A 21556-nucleotide genomic window follows, 5' to 3' on the forward strand; every position below is an offset into this window, starting at 1 on the left:
GAGACGGGATGGGGACCTCCCGGCGTGGGGCGGTGTCCGGGGCGGTGGCGGCGAGGGGGTTCCGTGGTCCGCGCGCGGGACCGGAGCGGGGCCGGAGTGCCGCGAGCACGCGCCACGGTCGGGTGCCGGTGGCCCGTGCCAGAGGTCTGTGCCCGCCAACTATGCCGAATGTGCGATCAGTTGACGCATGCCGGAGGTAAAAGCGGGTAGCGCGGCGTCCTACGGGGTGGACGTGTGGCTCCGGAGGTGCGCGTCCACCGGGTGAGGCCCGTTCGGTCCGGTGTCAAGTCGTCGCGTGCGGTGCTTCTCGGTCGTATTCGCTGGGCGGCGAGTGCTGTCAGGGGCGGGTGCGGAGCCCGAGTCGGGTGGGCCGGACTCCACGGGTGCGGACGGTGGTTGGGGAGGGAACGAATCCGCCGAACGGGCCGTCTCACCACACGAGGTGATGGGGAAGCAGCCGTCAGCGACCCGCCTTTGACCGGCTGTGATGGCCTCACGACGGGGGGTCGTGCACGTGCATCCGCACATGCATCAGCACCTGAACGAAGCTATGATCCGGGCCAGTTGACAGATCACCGGTCTGTTGACCCCACCCCCCACAGCTCTGACCCGGGAGATCCAAGTGCCTCACGCGTACAACGGCATGGCCGCCAGGGACCTCCGGGGGGTCGAGTGGCGGAAGAGCCGGCACAGCAACTCACAGGGCACCTGTGTGGAGTTCGCCAAACTGCCCAGTGGTGACGTGGCGGTTCGCAACTCGCGCTTCCCCGACGGACCGGCGCTCGTCTACACGACCGCCGAGGTCGAGGCGATGCTGCTCGGTATCAAGGACGGGGAGTTCGACTACCTCGCGCACGACTGACCCGCGCGGACCCCTCGCGCGCGACCGGCCCGCACGGGCTGGCGCCGTGGCCACTCCGGCCGTCCGTGGCCGGTGGGCGCTCGGCGGGGCGAGGTCCTCGGTCCTCGCGCCCCGGGGCCGGATCGGCACGGTCCGCGCGCGGGGCCCCTTCTTCTACGCCCTCCATACCCCTTACCACCGCGCCACGCGGCGCACCGGTCGTCCGCCGGACGGGCCCCGCCCCGGCCGCCGGTCCCGTACCGGCGTCCGAGGCGCCCGGTGAGCCGCCGGGCGCGGACCCGCCGTCGCCGGGGCGGGCGAGGGCGCGTGCCACCCGGAGGCGGACGTGAACTGACCCAACCCCTGGTGGACGCGGCCGTGTTCCGTGGCCGTCGGCCTGAGTGCCCTGTCGTAGACGCGGGTTGGGGGAGTCGGTGGGCGCGGGTGGGGAACCGTGGCGTGGTGGCGCCGCCGGGGTCCGTGGTCCGGGGCGCCCGCCGTCGGCCCCTGACGGTGGGCCACTGTCAGAGGGGGACGACGGATGGGGGACCGGAACGGGTGACGGAGCCCGGTGCCGACGGCGGCGCCCGGAGGTGCCGGGGAGCGCCCAGCGGGGTCCGGCCGCCACCACGGGTACCGGGGCGCGGGCCCAGGCGGCCCTACGGGGTGCGTGGTTCGTGGGTGCCCAACCGGAACAGGGCCCAGACGACCTTGCCCGGTGTCGGGGAACCGCCGGTCAGCGGGTGCCAACCCCAGGCGTCGCTGAAGGAGTTGACCAGGTGCAGGCCGCGCCCCGACTCGGCGGCGAAGCCCGCGAAGGGGTCCTCCCCTCCGGCGCTCTCCGGCGGGGCCGGGGGCTGCGGGGCGATCGCGCTCGGGTCGCGCACGGCGCACACCAGGCGCGCCGACCAGCGCATCAGGTGGAGCCGCACCGGTGGCTCCAGCAACGTCCCCCGGACCGGGGGGAGTCCGTGCCGCAGGGCGTTCGTCACCAGCTCGGAGACGACCAGGGTGACACTGTCGAACGCCTCGCTGAGGTCCCACCGTTGTAGCGTGCACCGGGTGAACTCCCGGGCGCTCTTCACCGCTTCGTAGCGTGGGGGCAGCGCGCACGACGCTGAGCTGGAGACCGTGGTGGCGTCGAGTACGGGGAGCCCCTGTAACGGCTCAAGTACCGTCGATCCCTCGGTCCCCATGACGAGCCACTCCTGGCGTTCGCGGCAGTGATGATCCTGTGTGGATCCTGTTGGCCGTGCTCCTCTGGACAGATCTCGCGTCACAGTGCTCGGTACCCCCCAACGCCTTTGGCACTGGGTGCACTTGTGCGATCCCCATGGTTCCCAATGCCCTCGGCAGATGCAAGGGCAGATGCACGTGCACGGGAGAGTTTCGATCGTGTGTAACCGCACGGGCACGCAACGGAACGCGGAAGTGGCACACTTCCCTTCGAGCAGGGGTGGAGGGCTGATCGGAATGACGGCAGAACCGGCAAGCAGCGTCAGTAGCGTGTCAAGCGTGACAAACGGGGCGAGTGGTTCAGGTGGGTCAAGCGGCTCCATGGTGCGGCGCATCCTGCTCGGGTCTCAGTTGAGGCGGCTCCGGGAGGCGTCCGGCGTCACCAGGGAGGCCGCTGGATACTCGATTCGGGCTTCCGAGTCCAAGATCAGCCGGATGGAGCTGGGGCGCGTGAGTTTCAAGGCGCGAGACGTAGAGGATCTGCTCACGCTCTACGGAGTAACGGAAGACACCGATCGCGAGCCGCTGTTGAGCCTGGCTCGCGATTCGAGCATCGCCGGGTGGTGGCACCGCTACAGCGACGTGCTGCCCGGCTGGTTCCAGACGTACGTGGGGCTGGAGGGCGCGGCCTCCCACATCAACACCTACGAGGTGCAGTTCGTGCACGGACTGCTCCAGACCGAGGCGTACGCCCACGCCGTGGTCACCACCGGTCACCGCACCGACATCCCGGAGGAGGAGGTCGAGCGGCGGGTGGCGCTGCGCAGGGAGCGCCAGCGGCTGCTGACCGACGAGAACGGCCCGGAGTTCCTCTGTGTGCTGGACGAGGCGGTGCTGCACCGGCCGTTCGGCAGCCACTCCGTCATGGAGGGCCAGCTGCGGCATCTGGCCGAGATCTCCGAGCAGCCCAACGTGACCATCCAGGTCGTCCCCTACGAGCTGGGCGGTCACCCGGCCGAGAGCGGTGCCTTCACCCTGCTCCGCTTCCCCGAGTCGGACCTGAACGACGTGGTGTATCTCGAACAGCTCACCAGCGCGCTCTACTTGGACAAGCGGGATGAGGTGGCACAGTACGACCAGGTGCTCGACCGGCTGGTCAACGGCGCAGCCTCGCCCGAACGTTCGCGTGACCTGCTACACGAGATCCGCCAACTCCGCTAGTGCGCACGTAAGATGACCTCGCATCAGCGGCACCTTTCCACCCCCCAGAAGGAATGGCATGTCCTACTTCACGGACTTGGCGCTTCAGTACATTGATGGCGAGTGGCGACCAGGAAGTGGCTCCTGGGACATAATCGACTTCAACCCCTACAACGGTGAGAAGCTCGCCTCGCTCACCGTCGCCACCGAGGAAGAGGTCGACCAGGCGTACCGGGCCGCCGAGCGGGCCCAGCGGGGGTGGGCGGAGACGAACCCCTACGCGCGCCGGCTCGTCTTCGAGCGGGCGATAAGGATCGTCGAGGACAACGAGGCGGAGATCACCGAGGCGATCATCGCCGAACTGGGCGGCACCCGGCTGAAGGCGGCGTTCGAACTCCATCTGGCGAAGGAGTTCCTCCGCGAGGCCGTGCAGCTGTCGCTGCGTGCGGAGGGCCGGATCGCGCCCTCGCTGATCGACGGTAAGGAGAACCGCGTCTACCGGCTGCCGGTCGGGGTCGTCGGCGTCATCTCCCCCTTCAACTTCCCCTTCCTCATCTCCCTCAAGTCCGTCGCCCCGGCACTCGCGTTGGGCAACGCGGTCGTGCTCAAGCCGCACCAGTCCACCCCCGTCTGCGGGGGGGCGCTCATCGCGAAGGTGCTGGAGGAGGCCGGACTGCCCGGGGGGTTGCTGAACGTCGTGATGACGGACAGCGCCGAGATCGGCGACGCGCTGATAGAGCACCCGGTGCCCAAGGTGATCTCCTTCACCGGGTCCGACGCGGTGGGGCGGCACGTCGCCACCGTCGCCGCGAACAACTTCAAGCGGGTGATACTGCAACTCGGCGCCAACAGCGCCCTGATCGTCCTCGACGACGCGGACATCGACTACGCGGTCGACGCGGCGGTCTTCTCCCGGTACATCCACCACGGCCAGCTCTGTATGGCCGCAAACCGGATCATCGTGGACCGGAGCGTGGTGGACGTCTTCAGCGAGAAGTTCGCGAACAAGGTGCGGGGGCTGACCGTCGGGGACCCGGCCGACCCCAGCACCCACATCGGCCCATTGATCAACTCCCGGCAGACGGAGCGCGTCGGCGCCCTCGTCGACCAGGCGCTGGACGAGGGCGCGATCGCCCTCGTGCGGGGGAAGACCGAGGGCAACCTGGTGTGGCCCACGGTGCTGACCGGGCTGCCGGAGGACTCCTCGCTGCTCAAGGAGGAGATCTTCGGGCCGGTGGCGTTGCTCGTCCCGGTGGACGGCGAGGACGAGGCGATCCGCATCGCCAACGACACCCCCTACGGCCTCGGCGGGGCGGTGCACACCGCGAACATCGAGCGCGGGGTGTCCGTCGCGATGCGTATCGAGAGCGGCATGATGCACGTCAACGACTCGACGGTGGCGGACGAGCCGATCGTCCCGTTCGGTGGCGAGAAGCACTCCGGCCTCGGCAGGCTCAACGGAGAGCAGATGGTGGAGGCGTTCACCACCACCAAGTGGATCTCCATCCAGCACGGCCGCAGCGGCTTCCCCTTCTGACGCCGGCTTCCAGGCCGTACGCACCCGGCCTGGAAGCCGCGGCACCGCGCTCCACCAACCCGGGCGATCCCCGGCACCGTCCTCGACGCGGTACATCACTCGTTCCCCAACTCCCCTCGCGGCGCGGCCCGATGGCCTCGTCGTCCGCCGCCGTGCCCGGTCGGGGGCCCGCGATCCCGCGCGACGCCCCGGCCCCCCTCCCACGGCCCCGCGCTCCCCGTACGCGCGGCCGCCCCGGCCGTCTCGGGACCGTCGACCGCCGCGACTCCCGCCCGCACGCCCGTCGTTCGGCACCCCGTGGCCGCCCGCACGGTCCCGGTCCGGACGGGCTTGCACCTCACGTCACGTGAGGGGACAGGCTGGACCCGTCACGGCGACCGCCGTGGCAGTACCGCGCAGGGGGGAACGTGAGCCACTCGTCGGGCCAACTCGCGGCGATCGCCGGGGTGTCGGTGCGCACGCTGCACCACTACGACGACATCGGGTTGCTGGTGCCCGGTGAGCGCACCGGCGCCGGGCACCGGCGCTACACCGACACCGACGTCGACCGGCTCCAGCAGATCCTGTTCTACCGGGAGTTGGGCTTCCGGCTGGAGGAGGTCGCGGCGCTGCTCGACGACCCGGCTGCGGACCCCCACGAGCATCTACGGCGGCAGCACGCGCTGTTGAGCGCCCGCATCGACCGGCTTCGGGAGATGGCCGCCGCCGTGGAACGGACCATGGAGGCGAGGACGATGGGCATCAGCCTGACCCCCGAGGAGAAGTTCGAGGTCTTCGGGGACTTCGACCCGGACGCGTACGCGGCGGAGGCCGAACGGCGCTGGGGCGGCAGCGACGCCTGGCGGGAGAGCCGGCGCCGTACCGCCGCCTACACCAAGGAGGACTGGAAACGGGTCAAGGAGGAGTTCGACGCCCTCCACCAGCGGGTCGCGGAGCTGATGGAGGCCGGTGAACCGGCCGACGGGCGGGCCGCGACGGACGCCGCCGAGGCGCACCGGAGCTTCCTGAGCCGGACCAGCTACGACTGCTCGCACGCCATGCACGTCAGCCTGGGCGAGATGTACGTCGCCGACGAGCGGTTCACCGCGACGTACGAGGCGATCCGGCCGGGGCTGGCCCGGTACCTGCGCGACGCCATCGTGGCCAACGCCGCGCGCGCCAGCTGAGCCGCGACCCGGGCGCCCGGCTCCGTTGTCCCGAGTCCCGTGTCCCGTGCCGAGGCTGTGGGCCGGGGGTGCGCGGGGCGCGGGCACCGGGCGCGGGCGCGCCGGTCACGTGCCGGGGCGACGCCCGTCGGCTCGGCCTCCGCCGAGCCCGCCCCGGGTGCCCGAGCGCCCTTCGGCGCCACTCCACTCCACCTTCTCCCCGGCAGGTTCACCCGCCCCGCTCTCGCCCCGTGCGGACGCGGTCGGCTGACGCCCCGTGGGGCCGCCCGCGCGGCCCGCGGGGCGGCCGCCCAGCCGGGCCCGATCGGGCCTGTTCAGCGGTGCGGCGCGGGGCGTTCCGCAGCCGGTCACCGGGGCTCCCCGGTTGACCGGTCCCGATCAGGCGTACGAGGCCGGTGCGCCTTATGCTTCCGGACGGAGCGGCTGTGTCATGCAGCGATTTCGGGCCATGCCCCGGATCGTTCGGCAGCCCGCCTCCCGGACTGGGCATCGGACAGTGGGGCGCGTCGCGTGGGGCGGCGCCGGCCGCGGCTCGCCCGGTCAGCGGTGCGCACGCTGGCCGGGCAGGTGAGGAGTGGACAGAAAGTGGTCGGGGAGCCGAAGCGGGACGGCGGCACGGCGGATCGTTCTGGGACGACCTCGCAGAACGGGGGCCCCGGCGGCGCTCCGGAGGACGCCAAGCCGCTGTCCGACGAGGCGCACAGCGCCTTCACGCCACCGCTCGGGGTGCCGCTGCCGCCGGTACCGGAGGAGGAGCACCCGACCTCCGAGTTCGCCGTCCCCGAGGGGCTGACGCGACCGCTCCCGCACGAGCACGGCAGCGCGTTCACCCCGCCCGAGGGCATCCCCGTCCTGACGGCGCTGACCAGGCCGGGTGCTCCCTGGCAGGACCGGATGCGCACCATGGTCCGGATGCCGCTGGCCGAGCGCCCGGCTCCGGAGCGGATCGTTCCGGAAGAGGGGGACGCCGCCAGTCCGGGGCCGGGCGTGCCCCGCGTCCTCGACCTCACGCTTCGTATCGGCGAGTTGCTGCTCGCCGGGGGTGAGGGCGCCGAGGACGTGGAGGCGGCGATGTTCGGGGTGGCCCACGCCTACGGGCTGGACCGCTGCGAGCCCACCGTGACGTTCACCCTGATCTCCATCACCCACCAGCCCTCCCTCGTGGACGACCCGGTGACGCTCAGCCGCACGGTGCGACGGCGCGGCACCGACTACACCCGCCTCGCCGGGGTCTTCCGGCTCATCGCGGACATCACGCAGGGTGATGTCTCGCTGGAGGAGGCGTACCGCAGGCTGGCGGAGATGCGCCGTAACCGGCACCCGTACTCCAAGGGGGCGCTGACCGTCGCCAGCGGGGCGCTGTCCGGCGCGGCCTCGCTGCTCGTCGGCGGGGACACCCTGGTGTTCGTGCTGGCGGCGCTGGGCGCGATGCTCGGCGACCGGCTCGCCTGGCTGGCCGCCGGACGCGGACTGCCGGAGTTCTACCAGTTCGTCTCCGCCGCGATGCCGCCCGCCGCGATGGGCGTGGCCTTCGTGCTGATCGCCCCGGCGACCGAGACCTCCAAGGCGATGGCCGCCGCCGTCATCACCGGCGGACTGTTCGCGCTGATCCCCGGGCGAGCGCTGGTCGCCGCCGTCCACGACGGGCTGACCGGCTTCTACATCACGGCGGCCGCGCGGCTGCTGGAGGTCATCTACCTGATCGTCGGCATCGTCTGCGGTGTGCTGCTGGTGCTCTACGTCGGCTCCGAGCTGGAGGCGCAGCTGGTGCCGGACGTGGTCACCGGCCGGGAGCGCCCGGTGACGCAGCTGCTGGCCGCGATGCTGCTGGCGCTGGCCTTCTGCGTACTGCTCCAGCAGGAACGTCACACCGTGCTGCTGGCGACGCTGAACGGCGGGGTGGCGTGGCTGGTCTTCGGCACGCTGCACCACGCGGGCGGGCTGGACCCGGTCCCCTCGACGGTCGCCGCCGCCGGACTCGTCGGCCTCTTCGGCCAGTTGATGTCCCGTTACCAGTGGACGTCCTCGCTGCCGTACATCACGGCGGCGATCGGCCCCCTGCTGCCGGGCAGCGCCACGTACTTCGGGCTGCTCAACATCGCCCAGGGCAACATGGACAAGGGCATCGCGAAGCTGGCGACGGCCGTGGCCCTGGCGCTCGCCATCGCCATAGGCGTGAACCTGGGCGGCGAGTTGGCCCGCCTGTTCATCAAGACGCCCGGGGTGGAGACGCCGCTGCCGGGCCGCCGGGCCGCCAAGCGCACCCGCGGCTTCTGACCCGCCGCGTCCCCGGCACCGTTCACCCGGGGGCCGCCCCCGAACCAAACGGGGCGTCCCCGGCCACGGACAGATGTGCGCCCCCGTCCGCACGGGCCGGGCACCGGGGTGCTGGCTCCGCACGGGCGGGGGCGTACGCCCGCGGCTCAGTGACCGCCGCCGCTCGCTTCCAGCCGCTTGATGGAGGCCTCGACCTCGGCCTCGGCGTCCGCGCGGCCGACCCAGTCGGCGCCCTCGACGGACTTGCCGGGCTCCAGGTCCTTGTAGACCTCGAAGAAGTGCTGGATCTCCAGCCGGTCGAACTCGCTGACGTGGTGGATGTCCCGCAGGTGCTCCATGCGGGGGTCCGAGGCGGGCACGCACAGCAGCTTGTCGTCGCCGCCCGCCTCGTCCGTCATGCGGAACATGCCGATGGCGCGGCACTTGATCAGGCAGCCGGGGAAGGTCGGCTCCTCCAGCAGCACCAGCGCGTCGAGCGGGTCGCCGTCCTCGCCCAGCGTGCCATCGATGTAGCCGTAGTCGGCCGGGTACACGGTGGAGGTGAACAGGTGGCGGTCCAGCCGGATGCGGCCCGTCTCGTGGTCCACCTCGTACTTGTTCCGCGAGCCCTTCGGGATCTCGATGGTGACGTCGAACTCCAAGGGAGGCTCCTCCGTTGCTCGTAGGTCGCTCAGCCGCTCGCGCGGACCGTCAGCTCTCGTGGCTCTGGGGGGTCCCCCAGAATTCTTCACTCTGGTGATTAAGTGTCCCTCATACGCGCAGGCGTTCGCGAAAGGGGCTGGTCGGGATGCGGGACGCCGCTGCTGACATGCGGGACGCCGCCATCCGCGCTTACCATGCGGCTCACGCGCACCGGCGGCGCCTGGTCCGCAGAGCCCGGCGGCACTGGCGGGCGCTGACTCCGGCGCAGCGCCAGACGGCCCGGCTGACCACGTCGTCCGCCGGGGTGGGGCTGGTCGTCGCGATCACGGTGGTGACCGCCACCGGCCCCTGGGACTCAGGGCAGCGTACGGCCGAACGCGCCTGGGCGACCCGGCAGGGAGACGGAAGTGGCGTGCTCCACACCGGAGATGCCGGAGACGGCACACGGGCCGGCGGCCCCGCCCCGCGCGCCCCGCTGGTCCTCCCCGAACTCGGCCCCGGATCGGAACGCACCGCTCCGCTGCGCGGCAAGGCGGACGGGGTCCCGCCGCCCACCGGCACCGCCCTGGCCGACGCGCTGGAGCCGCTGCTGAAGAAGGACGCCCTGGGCCCGCGGCGCGGCGCCTCCGTGGTGGACGGCACCACCGGACGGAAGCTCTTCTCCTCGGAGGACGACCGCGCCGTCACCCCCGCCTCCACCGTCAAACTCGCCACCGGCGCGGCGGCGCTCAGCGCCCTCGGCCCCGGCCACCGGATCGAGACGACGGTGTGGGCCGGACCGAAACCGGACGAGGTGGTGCTCACCGGCGGCGGCGACCCGGTCCTCAGCTCCGCCGACCTGCGGAAGCTCGCCGGGGACACCGCCCGCGAACTGCGCGAGCGCGGCGTCCGGCGGATCTCGCTCGGCTACGACACCAGCCGGTACAGCGGCCCCGAGACCCACCCCATCGGCCCGAACGAGAACCTGGCACCGGTCACCCCGCTCATGGTCGACCAGGGACGGCTCGACGACCCGCCGGAGTCCGGCGGACCCGGCGACGGCGGCCCCGGCGCGGGCGGCGCCGGGGAGAGCGCCCCCCACGGCCCCGGCCCCCGCGGCTCCGACCCCGCCGGGGACGCCGCGACGGCCTTCGCGAAGGAGCTGACCGAGCGGGGGCTCGACGTCCGCGGCGAGCCCCGGTCCCGGTCGGCGGCGAAGGGGGCCACGAAGCTCGCCACCCACCGCTCCGTCCCCCTCGCCGACCTCGTGGAGCGGATGCTCACGCACAGCGACAACGACATCGCCGAGGCGCTGGCCCGGCAGACCGCGCTGGCCGACGGCGAGCCCGCCTCGTTCGACGGGGCCGCAGACGCCGTCCGCGCCCGGCTGGCCCGGCTCGACCTGCCGCTCGACGGCGCCCGCTTCCCGGACGGCAGCGGACTCGACCGCGACGCCCGGGTCTCGGCGGCGCTGCTCACCTCGATCCTGGTGCGCGCCTCCGGGCCGGACCACCCGGAACTGCGGCCACTGCTGACCGGGCTGCCCGTCGCCGGCTTCTCCGGAACCCTCGACGACCGGTACGCCAGCGAGCGCGGACGCGCCGGATCCGGCCTGGTCCGCGCGAAGACCGGCACCCTCAGCGGCGTCAGCACCCTGGCCGGAACGGTGGTGGATGCCGACGGCAGGCTGCTGGCCTTCGCGTTCATGGCGGAGGAGACGAAGGACCGGAACGACGCCCAGTCCGCCCTCGACCGGCTCGCCTCGGCCCTGGCCAACTGCGGCTGCCGCGACGGCGAGTGACCGCCGGCGGATCCCTCGCCCGCCCGGCGCCGCTCCCGCGGGGCGACCGTCGCGGCGGGCGTCCGCCCTCCGGCTCCGGGGCCGGCCGGGGACGCCCCGCACCTCCCCGGGCCCCGGCCGCTCCCGCCCGGCGCGCGTGCCACGTACCGTGAAGCCATGACGAGCCTCGGTGGTGTGGAGATGGTCGACTGGAACCTCGCGGTGGCGACCGCGACCCGGCTGGTGCGGCCGGGCCCCAACGTGAGCAGGGACGAGGCGCGCGCCACCGTCGCCGAGCTGCGGCGGCACGCCAAGTCATCCGAGGAGCACGTCCGCGACTTCACCCGGATGGGGCCCGCGGAGGCGGTGGACTCGGACACCCCCGTGCTGATCGTCGACCGCCCCGGCTGGGTGCGCGCCAACGTCGCGGGCTTCCGCGAACTGCTCACCCCGCTGCTGGAGAGGATGGAGGAGCGGCGGTCGAACCTGCCGGGCGGCGCGGTGCTCGGCGCCGTCGGCGGCAAGGTGACCGGCGTCGAGGTGGGGATGCTGCTGTCCTTCATGGCCTCCCGCGTCCTCGGCCAGTTCGAGACCTTCGCGCCCGCCACCCGGGAGCTGCCGGCCGGTACGGACGGCGGTGGCCGTCTGCTGCTCGTCGCGCCGAACATCGTGCACGTCGAGCGGGAGCTGGAGGTCGACCCGCGCGACTTCCGGCTCTGGGTCTGCCTGCACGAGGAGACCCACCGCACCCAGTTCGCCGGGGTGCCCTGGCTCCGCGACCACCTCAAGGGCGAGATCCAGACCTTCCTCGGCGAGACCGAGATGGACCCGTCGACCTTCCTGGAGCGGCTGCGCGAGGCTGTGCAGTCGCTGACCGGCTCCCGCGAGGGCGCCCCGGCGGAGGAGTCCGCCGACCGGGGCAGCCTCGTCGAGCTGGTGCAGACTCCGGCGCAGCGCGAGATCCTGGGACGGCTGACGGCGGTGATGTCCCTCCTGGAGGGGCACGCCGACTACGTGATGGACGGGGTGGGCCCGCAGGTCGTGCCGTCCGTCGCGGAGATCAGGGAGAAGTTCCAGAAGCGCCGCGCCTCGGGTGCCGGGCGGCTGGACCAGGTACTGCGCCGGGTGCTCGGGCTGGACGCGAAACTGCGGCAGTACCGGGAGGGCGAGCGGTTCGTGCGCGCGGTGGTGGACGAGGTGGGTATGGATGGCTTCAACCGCGTGTGGACGTCCCCCAACACGCTGCCCACGAAGGCGGAGATCGCCAAACCGGCGGACTGGGTCGCGAGGGTGCACCGAAAGCCGGAGTGATGGCTACCGGGAGCCTGGACTGTCACCCGTCCGAGGGACCGTGAGCGCCACGTATGCGTGCGATGCTCGGGAAACGCGCACCTAGTCTGTCACCATCGACACACTCAGAGTGATCGCCGTCCGATGGGCACCGCGATGCCGCACCGCGCACGACCCCAGTGATCATCTCCACTGGTCGGCCGGTGATCAGTCTCAGAGTGATCGAGTGCAACGAGTGATCAGTTTCTCCGGTCTCTCAGATCCCTCCCAGAGGAAGTGAATCGGACATGGGTCCCCACCCCGCGGTCGCCGCGATACGCCTGGCGGTCCGCCGCGTACTCCACGACGTGCTGACCGAACACGTCACCCCCCTTCCCCCCGGCCTCCCCTCCCACTCCTCCGGCGCTCCCACGGACGGGGTGCTCCCCCCGGCCGAGTCCTCCGTCCCCCTCGCTTCCCGACCGGCAACTCCCGGATCCCCCGGCTCCGTTGGTCCCGTCGGTCCCGTCGGTCCCGCTCCGGCTGACTCCCCCCGCGCTTCCGCCGACTCCGGCCGTCCCCCCGCCTCCGCCGTCCCCGCGGGGCCCGGGGCCGCCCGATCCGCCGCGCGGCCCACCCCCACCGACTCCCCGCCGCTCGTGCTCGTCGCCTGCTCGGGCGGCGCCGACTCGGTCGCCCTCGCCTCCGCCCTCGCCTTCGAGGCACCCCGCCTCGGCCTGCGCGCCGGGGGCGTCACCGTCGACCACGGGCTCCAGCCCGGCTCGGCCGAGCGGGCCGCCGAGGTGGTCGACCGGATGCACGCCCTCCGGTTGGAGCCCGTGGTGTCCGTCGCCGTCTCCGTCCCCCGCACCACCTCCGGTCCGGAGGCCGCCGCCCGCGAGGCGCGGTACGCGGCGCTCGACGAGGCGGCCGAACGGCTCGGCGCCGCCGCCGTGCTCCTCGGCCACACCCGGGACGACCAGGCGGAGACGGTCCTCCTCGGCCTGGCGCGCGGCTCCGGCACCCGCTCGCTCTCCGGGATGGCCGCCGTCACCGGGCCCGGCGGCCGGTACCGCCGCCCGTTCCTGGCGATAGACCGGCAGAGCACCCGCCGCGCCTGCATGGTCCAGTCGCTGCCCGTCTGGGACGACCCGCACAACACCGACCCCGCCTACACCCGCTCCCGGGTGCGGCACGAGGCGCTGCCCGCCCTGGAGAAGGCGCTCGGCAAGGGCGTGGTGGACGCCCTCGCCCGGACGGCCCAGCTCTCCCGGGACGACGCGGACGCCCTGGACCGCTGGGCGGACGAGGCCGAGCGCACCGTCCGGCTGGGCGCCTCCCCTGTCCGCCCGGCCCGGACCGCCCCCCGGCGGGACGCCGTCTCCGCCGAGCGCGAACAGGAGACGGCCGAGCGCGGGGCTGAGCACCGCGGGGACGAGCGCGGCGGCTGCGAGCTGGACGTGGCCCGGCTGTACGCGCTGCCGCCCGCGGTGCGCCGCCGGGTGCTGCGCCGGGCCGCCATCGGGGCCGGTTCCCCGGCCGGTTCGCTGTTCGCCCGGCACGTCGAGGAGATCGACCGGCTGATCACCGCCTGGCGGGGGCAGCGGGCGATCAGCCTGCCCGGGCGTGTGGAGGCGCGGAGGCAGGGTGGCAGACTGGTCATCCGGCAGGGCTCACAGAGCTGAGACTCCGAGCGAGAGCGGCACGGGTGGACGAGAAGGACATGGGGGCCGACCTCAAGTCGGTACTCATCAGCGAAGAAGAGATCAGGGCGAAGCTCACCGAGCTGGCGGCCGAGATCGACGCGGAGTACGCGGGCCGGGACGTGTTGCTCGTCGGGGTGCTCAAGGGCGCCGTCATGGTCATGGCCGACCTCGCCAGGGCCCTGTCGACGCCCGTCACCATGGACTGGATGGCGGTGTCCTCCTACGGCGCGGGCACCCAGTCCTCCGGAGTGGTGCGCATCCTCAAGGACCTGGACACCGACATCAAGGGCCGGGACGTCCTGATCGTCGAGGACATCATCGACTCCGGGCTGACGCTCTCCTGGCTGCTGTCCAACCTGGGCTCCCGGGAGCCCGCCTCGCTGAACGTCTGCACCCTGCTGCGCAAGCCGGAGGCGGCCAAGGTCGCCATCGACGTGAAGTGGGTGGGCTTCGACATCCCCAGCGAGTTCGTGGTGGGGTACGGGCTGGATTACGCGGAGAAGTACCGCGATCTCCCGTTCGTCGGGACGCTCGCCCCGCATGTGTACGGCGGCTGACCAGCCGTTCGGCGGCACCCGCCGGAACGGGCGGCGCCGTCGGGCGGCGCCGGGGCGTGGGCGTGGGAACTCGTGGGTTCCGCTCCCCGTTGGACAGGGGAGCGCGGTGCGGTTGACCGTGCTCGGCGGCGCCGGGTGACAATGCTGGGGTACCGTCCGAAGGTCAGTCTTTTCAACTCACTGTGGCAGGAGGGACGGGGCGCACGCGCTCCGTATGGATGGACGTGAAGCGATACTTCCGCGGGCCGGTCATGTGGATCGTGCTGGCCGTCCTCGCCGTGGTCGTGTTGATGCAGGTCGTCGGCTCGTCCGGCGGCTACAAGACGGTGGACACGGGCCAGATCGTACAGGCGATCAACGACGACAAGGTGAAGTCGGCTGAGCTGACGACCGGCGACGAGCAGACCGTCAAGCTGGAGCTGAAGGACGGCGCCAAGGTCGAGGACAGCGACAAGATCAAGGCCAGCTACATCGACAACCAGGGTGTCGCGCTGGCCAACAAGCTCCAGGAGAAGCAGGAGAACAAGGAGCTTCCCAAGGGCTACACGGTGGCTCCGCAGAAGCAGAACCCGCTGGTCGGGATGCTGCTCTCGATCCTTCCCTTCCTGCTGATCATCATCGTCTTCCTGTTCCTCATGAACCAGATGCAGGGCGGCGGCTCCCGGGTCATGAACTTCGGGAAGTCCAAGGCCAAGCTGATCACCAAGGACACGCCGAAGACCACCTTCACCGACGTCGCCGGTTCCGACGAGGCGTGCGAGGAGCTCCAGGAGATCAAGGAGTTCCTCCAGGAGCCCGCGAAGTTCCAGGCCGTCGGCGCGAAGATCCCCAAGGGCGTGCTGCTCTACGGCCCGCCCGGTACCGGTAAGACCCTGCTGGCCCGCGCGGTCGCCGGGGAGGCGGGCGTCCCCTTCTACTCGATCTCCGGCTCCGACTTCGTCGAGATGTTCGTCGGTGTCGGCGCCTCCCGGGTGCGGGACCTCTTCGAGCAGGCCAAGGCGAACGCCCCGGCGATCGTCTTCGTCGACGAGATCGACGCCGTCGGCCGCCACCGCGGCGCCGGTATGGGCGGCGGGCACGACGAGCGCGAGCAGACCCTGAACCAGCTCCTCGTCGAGATGGACGGCTTCGACGTGAAGGGCGGCGTCATCCTGATCGCCGCCACCAACCGGCCGGACATCCTGGACCCGGCGCTGCTGCGGCCCGGCCGCTTCGACCGGCAGATCGCCGTCGACCGTCCGGACATGCAGGGGCGGCTGGAGATCCTCAAGGTGCACCAGAAGGGCAAGCCGATGGCCACCGACGTGGACCTCGGCGCGGTCGCCCGGCGCACCCCCGGCTTCACCGGTGCCGACCTCAGCAACGTGCTGAACGAGGCGGCGCTGCTCACGGCGCGCAGCGATCACAAGCTGATCGACAACCGCTATCTGGACGAGGCCATCGACCGCGTCGTCGCTGGTCCGCAGAAGCGCACCCGGATCATGAGCGACAAGGAGAAGAAGATCACCGCGTACCACGAGGGCGGGCACGCCCTGGTCGCGGCGGCCTCACCGAACTCCGATCCGGTGCACAAGATCACCATCCTGTCGCGCGGCCGGGCCCTCGGCTACACCATGGTCCTGCCCGACGAGGACAAGTACTCCACCACCCGCAACGAGATGCTCGACCAGCTCGCCTACATGCTCGGCGGGCGCGCGGCGGAGGAGCTGGTCTTCCACGACCCGACCACCGGCGCGGCCAACGACATCGAGAAGGCGACGGCCACCGCCCGCGCGATGGTCACCCAGTACGGCATGACGGAGCGGCTGGGCGCCATCAAGTTCGGCTCCGACAACTCCGAGCCGTTCCTCGGCAAGGAGATGGCCCACCAGCGCGACTACTCCGAGGAGGTCGCCGGACTGGTGGACGAGGAGGTCAAGAAGCTGATCGAGGCGGCGCACAACGAGGCCTGGGAGATCCTCGTGGAGAACCGCGACGTTCTCGACAACCTGGTCCTCGCGCTGCTGGAGAAGGAGACCCTGGGCAAGGAGGAGATCGCCGAGGTCTTCGCGCCCATCGTCAAGCGCCCGGCCCGTCCGGCGTGGACCGGGTCCTCCCGGCGCACGCCGTCCACCCGTCCGCCGGTCTCGGCGCCGAACGGCGCGCTGACCAACGGGAACGGCTCGACGCCGTCGCTGGACAAGGGTCGCGAGATCGGCCCCCGTGACTCGGACGCCATCGTGGAGCCGGTGGATCCGACGGAGAGCTGAGCGGCGGCGCGGCTCCGCCCGCGCCGTGTCGGGCCACCGGGCCACCGCGCCGTGACAGGGATCACGGCCCCGGCTCCTGGCTGGAATGTCCACCACGCCCCTCGGGTTCTAGCCTGAGGGGCGTGGTGTGTATGGCCGCACTGACCGGCGTGTTCGAGGAACGGGGCAGCAGATGACCGACCCGGTGACGGTGGAGGAGAGCCGGGCGACCGGCGAGTTCGACGAGAAGCGCGCGGAGAACGCCGTCCGGGAGCTGCTGATCGCGGTGGGTGAGGACCCGGACCGCGAGGGGCTGCTGGAGACCCCGGCGCGGGTGGCGCGGGCCTACCGGGAGCTGTTCGCGGGGCTCCGGCAGCGCCCCGAGGACGTGCTGACGACGACCTTCGACCTCGGCCACGACGAGCTGGTGCTGGTCAAGGACATCGAGGTGGTCTCGAACTGCGAGCACCACCTGCTGCCGTTCCACGGCGTCGCGCACGTGGGCTACATCCCGGCCACCACCGGCAAGATCACCGGGCTGTCGAAGCTGGCCCGGCTGGTCGAGGTGTTCGCCCGCCGTCCGCAGGTGCAGGAGCGACTGACGACGCAGATCGCGGACTCCCTGATGCGGATCCTGGAGCCCCGCGGCGTGATCGTCGTCATCGAGTGTGAGCACATGTGCATGTCGGTGCGGGGGGTGCGCAAGCCCGGGGCCAAGACCACCACCTCGGCGGTGCGGGGCCAGCTGCGGGACGCCACCACCCGGGCCGAGGCGATGAGCCTGATACTCGCCCGCTGACGCGCCGCGCCGAACGGGGCGGTGGGGAGCCACCCGGGCTTCCCCGCTCCGCGCCCGGCTCAGCTGGTGGGCGGCGCTCCCGGACGGCTCACTTGTCGACGTCTCCGACGACGAAGAAGAACGAGCCGAGGATGGCCACCATGTCGGAGACCAGTGTGCCCGGCAGCAGGCGGGTCAGCGCCTGGATGTTGTTGAAGGAGGCGGAGCGCAGCTTGAGCCGGTACGGCGTCTTCTCGCCCTTCGAGACGAGGTAGTAGCCGTTCAGCCCCAGCGGGTTCTCCGTCCAGGCGTAGGTGGTGCCCTCGGGTGCCTTGAGCACCTTGGGCAGCCGCTGGTTGACCGGGCCGGGCGGCAGCTCCGCGAGCCGGTCCAGACAGGCGTCCGCGAGGTCGAGCGCGTTGTGCGTCTGCTCCAGCAGCACCTCGAAACGGGCCAGGCAGTCGCCCTCGGGGCGGGTGACCACACGCAGAGTGTCGGCCAGTTCCCGGTAGGCGAGGTACGGCTCGTCCCGGCGCAGGTCGAAGTCGACCCCGGAGGCGCGGGCCAGCGGGCCGCTCACCCCGAACGCCTCGATCGTGCCGGGGTCCAGCACCCCGATGTGCCGGGTGCGGCCCCGGAAGATCTCGTTGCCCAGCACCAGTTCGTCGAAGACGCCCATCCGGGCGCGCACCGCGCCCACCGCCTGCCGGGCGCGGTGCGGCCAGCCCGCGGGCAGGTCCTCCTTGAGCCCGCCGACCCGGTTGAACATGTAGTGCATCCGGCCGCCGGACAGCTCCTCCATCACGTTCTGTAGCTCCTCGCGCTCCCGGAACGCGTGGAAGACCGGCGTGATGCCGCCCAGCTCCAGCGGGTACGAGCCGAGGAACATCAGATGGTTGAGCACCCGGTTCAGCTCGGCCAGCAGGGTGCGCAGCCAGACCGCCCGCTCGGGCACCTCCATGCCGAGCATCCGCTCGACGGCCAGCACCACGCCCAGTTCGTTCGAGAAGGCGGAGAGCCAGTCGTGCCGGTTGGCGAGCACGATGATCTGCCGGTAGTCGCGTGCCTCGAAGAGCTTCTCCGCGCCCCGGTGCATGTAGCCGACCACCGGTTCGGCCTCGCTGATCCGCTCCCCGTCCAGCACCAGCCGCAGCCGCAGCACCCCGTGGGTGGACGGATGCTGCGGCCCGATGTTGAGCACCATGTCGGTGCTCTCGGCCGCCCCGCCGATGCCGACCGTCGTCTCCGCCCGCTGCCCCGCCGCGTGACCCGTCTGACTCATGCGGGTCAGTGTCGCAGGCGGTGGGAGGCGCGGAACACAGGGCGAGAGAGGGGGACGGCGGGGGCGGGAGGGGCGGGGGAACCGGGCCCGGCGGCCGCCGGGGGGCTGCCTCTACGCTGGAACGTATGAACGCTTCGTGTGACCAGGTGGCCGGACTGCCCCCGTGGGACCGCTGCGCCGTGATGGGCGTGGTGAACGTGACGCCGGACTCGTTCTCCGACGGCGGCCGGTGGTTCGACACCCAGACCGCGATCAAACGCGGTCTGGGCCTGGTCACCGAGGGTGCGGATCTGGTCGACGTCGGTGGCGAGTCCACCCGTCCCGGAGCGCCCCGGGTGGACGAGGACGAGGAGCTGCGCCGGGTGCTCCCCGTCGTGCGGGGACTGGCCGCCGAGGGGGTGCCGATCTCCGTCGACACCATGCGGGCGAACGTGGCCGCCCGGGCGCTGGAGGCGGGCGCGGTGCTGGTCAACGACGTGAGCGGCGGGCAGGCCGACCCGGGGATGGTCCCGGCCGTCGCGGCGGCCGGTGCCCCGTTCGTGGTGATGCACTGGCGGGGGCAGAGCATCGACATGAACAACCGCGCCGTCTACACCGACGTGGTGACCGAGGTGGTGGCGGAGCTGCGGGAGTGGGCGGAACGCGCGGTGGACGGCGGGATCGCCCCGGAGCGCATCGTCATCGACCCGGGGCTCGGCTTCGCCAAGCGGGCGGAGCACGACCTCGCGCTGGTCGCGGGGCTGCGCAGGCTCCGCGCCGAACTCGGGCGTCCGGTGCTGGTCGCGGCCTCCCGGAAGCGCTTCCTCGGCCGGGTGCTGGCTGACGCCGAGGACGCCACCCCGCCCCCGGCCCGCGAGCGGGACGCCGCGACCGCCGCGGTCACCGCGCTCGCGGCGCGCGAGGGTGCCTGGGCGGTGCGGGTGCACGAGGTACGGGCCAGCGCGGATGCGGTCCGGGTGGTGCGCGCCGTCCGCCGGGCGGAGTCCGGAGCCGCGTGACCGCTCTCCCAGGGGCGCGGGTCCGCCGGGGCGCGGCCGGTGAGCCGTGGCCGGGGGCTGACTCGCGGCGCGCGGCCGGGAGTTGGCGGCGCCCGGCTCGTCGGACCGTTCGGGTGGGCGCGGTCCGATGAGGGGACCGGAGGGGGCCGAAGCGGGCCGAAGGGTGGGGGAAGTCGGGGTCATCGGGACACGCGCGGCACACTCTTTCGGGTCCTTCCCACGTTCCGGGCTGTGCCGCGCGTGGACGGTGGGGCAGGGGGTAGACGGCGGTCGGGCCGTCGTGCGCGCGGGGTGGCGGCCGGTGGGGCGCGGCCGGGAGCGGTCATCCGTAGCAGCATGAACCCGCTGTGTCCAGGGCGCCCCCAAGGGTAAGACTGGTCCGCGCTCGCAGGTAGATTCGATTCCGGTGGCGCGCCCCGGTGCGTCCGGGGGCGTACGAGAGATCGACGAGTTCGAGCGAGACCGACGAGACACCGAACGTGACAACCGAACGAGAGACCGACGCGACGGGAGTGATCGAGGTGGACCGTGTGGCGCTGCGCGGCCTGCGAGCCCGCGGATACCACGGGGTCTTCCCGCGGGAGCGCGAGGAGGGCCAGACCTTCGTCGTCGACCTCAGCCTGGGGCTGGACACCCGGGCCGCCGCGGCTGACGACGACCTCACCAGGACCGTGCACTACGGCGAGGTGGCCGAGGCGGTCGTCGCGCTGGTCGAGGGGGAGCCGGTCGCGCTGATCGAGACGCTGGCGCAGCGGATCGCGGACGCCTGCCTGGCTCACCCGGCCGTCGACGAGGCCGAGGTGACCGTTCACAAGCCCGAGGCCCCCATCAGCGTGCCGTTCGAGGACGTGACCATCACTATCAAGCGGAGCCGTGGATGACGCCGAACAGTGACCCGACCGTGCAGCCGGTACCCGCCTCCGTCGTACAGCAGGTGGACGCGGCGGACACCACCCTGCACAACCCCAGACGTGCGGTGATCGCGCTGGGCAGCAACGTGGGTGACCGGCTGGAGATGTTGCAGAGCGCGGTCGACGCGCTCGCGGACACGCCGGGGCTCCGGGTCAAGAAGGTGTCACCGGTCTACGAGACGGCGCCGTGGGGCGTCGAGCCCGGCAGTCAGCCGAACTACCTCAACGCCGTCCTGATCGTGAAGACGACCCTCCCGCCGTCCTCGCTGCTGGAGCGCGGGCAGGCGGTGGAGGAGGCGCTGGAGCGGGTGCGCTCGGAGCGCTGGGGCCCGCGCACCATCGATGTCGACATCGTCTCCTACCAGGACGTCCTCTCGGACGATCCGGCGCTGACGCTGCCGCACCCGCACGCGCATGAGCGGGCCTTCGTCCTCGCCCCGTGGCACGATGTCGACCCGTCCGCCGAGGTGCCGGGGCGTGGTCCGGTCGCCGAGCTGCTGGGCGGCGTGGGCCGGGAGGGCGTCGTGGCCCGTGGCGATCTGGAACTCAGCCTGCCTGACTAGTCGTTGGGAGCCCCGTGAAGGAACTGCGAATCCGCGCCCTGCTGGGGCTCTTCCTGGTCGCCGGAGTGCTGTCCTGGGCCGCCGCACGGCTGTGGGACACCCTGGGCACGCTGCCCGGGGTGCCGGTGGCGGCGCCCGTGGTCCTGGCCGCGATCGCGGCCGTGCTGCTGGCGACGGCGCTGTCGCTGCGGTCCCGGCTGAAGGCGCAGCGGGAGCGGGAGCCGGGCGCGAAGGGCGTCGATCCGCTGATGGCGGCGCGGGCCGCGCTGTTCGCGCAGGCGAGCGCGCTGGTGGCGGCGCTGGTCGCGGGGATGTACGGGGGCACGGGCGTGTATCTCCTGCTGGAGGGGTCGAACGCCCCGGCCCGCGGTGATCAGACGCTGTACGCGGGGCTCTCCGTGCTGGCCGGGGCGGGTGTGGTGGCCGCCGCGGTCTTCCTGGAGCGGATCTGCAAGCTGCCCGAGGACGGCGACGACGACTCCACCCCGCCCCCGGCGGCGGCCCGCTGACCGCCCTGTGGCGCTCCACTGACCGCTTCCGGGGTGACCTCGGCCGGGGGGTCCGACCGTCCGCCGTCCCGCCCGGCCAGCCCGCGTTCGGCGCCGGGCCCGGCCGGGGCTCCGGAGTGCGGGCTCGGCCGGGCCGGGGGCGCGGGCGGACGGTGCT

General features: G+C 72.4%; 18 protein-coding genes. 15 read left to right on the forward strand and 3 right to left on the reverse strand.

From position 1 onward, the window contains the following. Positions 1–622: 622 nt before the first annotated feature. A complete protein-coding gene (locus tag E0L36_RS19845; RefSeq protein ID WP_180930472.1) occupies positions 623–862 on the forward strand; it encodes a DUF397 domain-containing protein in 240 nt (79 codons plus the stop codon). Between the two features lie 638 nt (positions 863–1500). Here E0L36_RS19845 and E0L36_RS19850 read toward each other — a convergent pair. Continuing rightward, positions 1501–2037, reverse strand: a complete 537-nt coding sequence (locus E0L36_RS19850) for an ATP-binding protein (RefSeq protein WP_180930473.1) — start codon at positions 2035–2037, stop codon at positions 1501–1503. A gap of 361 nt (positions 2038–2398) precedes the next feature. On the opposite strand from E0L36_RS19850, the gene E0L36_RS19855 reads away from it, so the two are divergent. The 4 genes from E0L36_RS19855 to E0L36_RS19870 all read left to right on the forward strand — a co-directional run bounded on the left by E0L36_RS19855 (position 2399) and on the right by E0L36_RS19870 (position 8197). Further along, positions 2399–3238, forward strand: coding sequence for a helix-turn-helix transcriptional regulator (locus E0L36_RS19855; protein ID WP_180930474.1), 840 nt, complete (start codon positions 2399–2401; stop codon positions 3236–3238). A gap of 58 nt (positions 3239–3296) precedes the next feature. Then, a complete protein-coding gene (locus E0L36_RS19860; protein WP_180930475.1) occupies positions 3297–4754 on the forward strand; it encodes an aldehyde dehydrogenase family protein in 1458 nt (485 codons plus the stop codon). Between the two features lie 407 nt (positions 4755–5161). Beyond that, positions 5162–5920 carry a MerR family transcriptional regulator gene (locus E0L36_RS19865; RefSeq protein WP_180930476.1) on the forward strand — a complete coding sequence of 253 codons (759 nt, stop codon included), beginning with the start codon at positions 5162–5164 and terminating at the stop codon, positions 5918–5920. A gap of 585 nt (positions 5921–6505) precedes the next feature. Next, entirely contained in the window at positions 6506–8197 is a 1692-nt protein-coding gene (locus tag E0L36_RS19870) for a threonine/serine exporter family protein (protein ID WP_180930477.1), read from the forward strand. Positions 8198–8343: 146 nt separating this feature from the next. Here E0L36_RS19870 and E0L36_RS19875 read toward each other — a convergent pair whose 3' ends face one another. Then, positions 8344–8838 (reverse strand): inorganic diphosphatase, encoded by a 495-nt coding sequence (locus E0L36_RS19875; protein ID WP_180930478.1) that lies wholly within the window; start codon positions 8836–8838, stop codon positions 8344–8346. A 146-nt stretch (positions 8839–8984) separates the two neighbouring features. Here E0L36_RS19875 and dacB point away from each other — a divergent pair, with 146 nt between their 5' ends. From dacB to folE, 6 genes are all read left to right on the forward strand, one after another. Then, entirely contained in the window at positions 8985–10619 is a 1635-nt protein-coding gene (gene dacB, locus E0L36_RS19880; protein ID WP_180930479.1) for a D-alanyl-D-alanine carboxypeptidase/D-alanyl-D-alanine-endopeptidase, read from the forward strand. Between the two features lie 156 nt (positions 10620–10775). Then, positions 10776–11909, forward strand: a complete 1134-nt coding sequence (locus E0L36_RS19885) for a zinc-dependent metalloprotease (RefSeq protein ID WP_180930480.1) — start codon at positions 10776–10778, stop codon at positions 11907–11909. Positions 11910–12175: 266 nt separating this feature from the next. Continuing rightward, positions 12176–13552 (forward strand): tRNA lysidine(34) synthetase TilS, encoded by a 1377-nt coding sequence (gene tilS, locus E0L36_RS19890; RefSeq protein ID WP_180930481.1) that lies wholly within the window; start codon positions 12176–12178, stop codon positions 13550–13552. 38 nt (positions 13553–13590) lie between these two features. Beyond that, positions 13591–14130, forward strand: coding sequence for a hypoxanthine phosphoribosyltransferase (gene hpt, locus E0L36_RS19895; RefSeq protein ID WP_180930820.1), 540 nt, complete (start codon positions 13591–13593; stop codon positions 14128–14130). A gap of 218 nt (positions 14131–14348) precedes the next feature. Continuing rightward, positions 14349–16379, forward strand: coding sequence for an ATP-dependent zinc metalloprotease FtsH (gene ftsH, locus E0L36_RS19900; protein WP_180930482.1), 2031 nt, complete (start codon positions 14349–14351; stop codon positions 16377–16379). A 172-nt stretch (positions 16380–16551) separates the two neighbouring features. Beyond that, positions 16552–17157, forward strand: coding sequence for a GTP cyclohydrolase I FolE (gene folE, locus E0L36_RS19905; protein ID WP_180930483.1), 606 nt, complete (start codon positions 16552–16554; stop codon positions 17155–17157). A gap of 88 nt (positions 17158–17245) precedes the next feature. On the opposite strand, the gene E0L36_RS19910 is transcribed toward folE, so the two are convergent. After that, positions 17246–18418 (reverse strand): NADH-quinone oxidoreductase subunit D, encoded by a 1173-nt coding sequence (locus E0L36_RS19910; RefSeq protein WP_180930484.1) that lies wholly within the window; start codon positions 18416–18418, stop codon positions 17246–17248. Positions 18419–18543: 125 nt separating this feature from the next. Here E0L36_RS19910 and folP point away from each other — a divergent pair, with 125 nt between their 5' ends. From folP to E0L36_RS19930, 4 genes are all read left to right on the forward strand, one after another. After that, a complete protein-coding gene (folP, locus tag E0L36_RS19915; protein WP_180930485.1) occupies positions 18544–19416 on the forward strand; it encodes a dihydropteroate synthase in 873 nt (290 codons plus the stop codon). Positions 19417–19937: 521 nt separating this feature from the next. Continuing rightward, positions 19938–20297: a dihydroneopterin aldolase gene (gene folB, locus E0L36_RS19920; RefSeq protein ID WP_180930822.1), complete on the forward strand. Its 360-nt coding sequence runs from the start codon at positions 19938–19940 to the stop codon at positions 20295–20297. Next, positions 20294–20890 (forward strand): 2-amino-4-hydroxy-6-hydroxymethyldihydropteridine diphosphokinase, encoded by a 597-nt coding sequence (folK, locus tag E0L36_RS19925; RefSeq protein ID WP_180930486.1) that lies wholly within the window; start codon positions 20294–20296, stop codon positions 20888–20890. Before folB ends, folK begins: the two co-directional genes overlap by 4 nt. Positions 20891–20904: 14 nt before the next feature. Next, complete coding sequence (locus E0L36_RS19930) at positions 20905–21399, forward strand: DUF3180 family protein (RefSeq protein ID WP_180930487.1); 495 nt, start codon at positions 20905–20907, stop codon at positions 21397–21399. Positions 21400–21556: the final 157 nt, after the last annotated feature.

The organism is Streptomyces sp. AJS327 (assembly GCF_013450295.1).
Classification (GTDB): Bacteria; Actinomycetota; Actinomycetes; order Streptomycetales; family Streptomycetaceae; genus Streptomyces.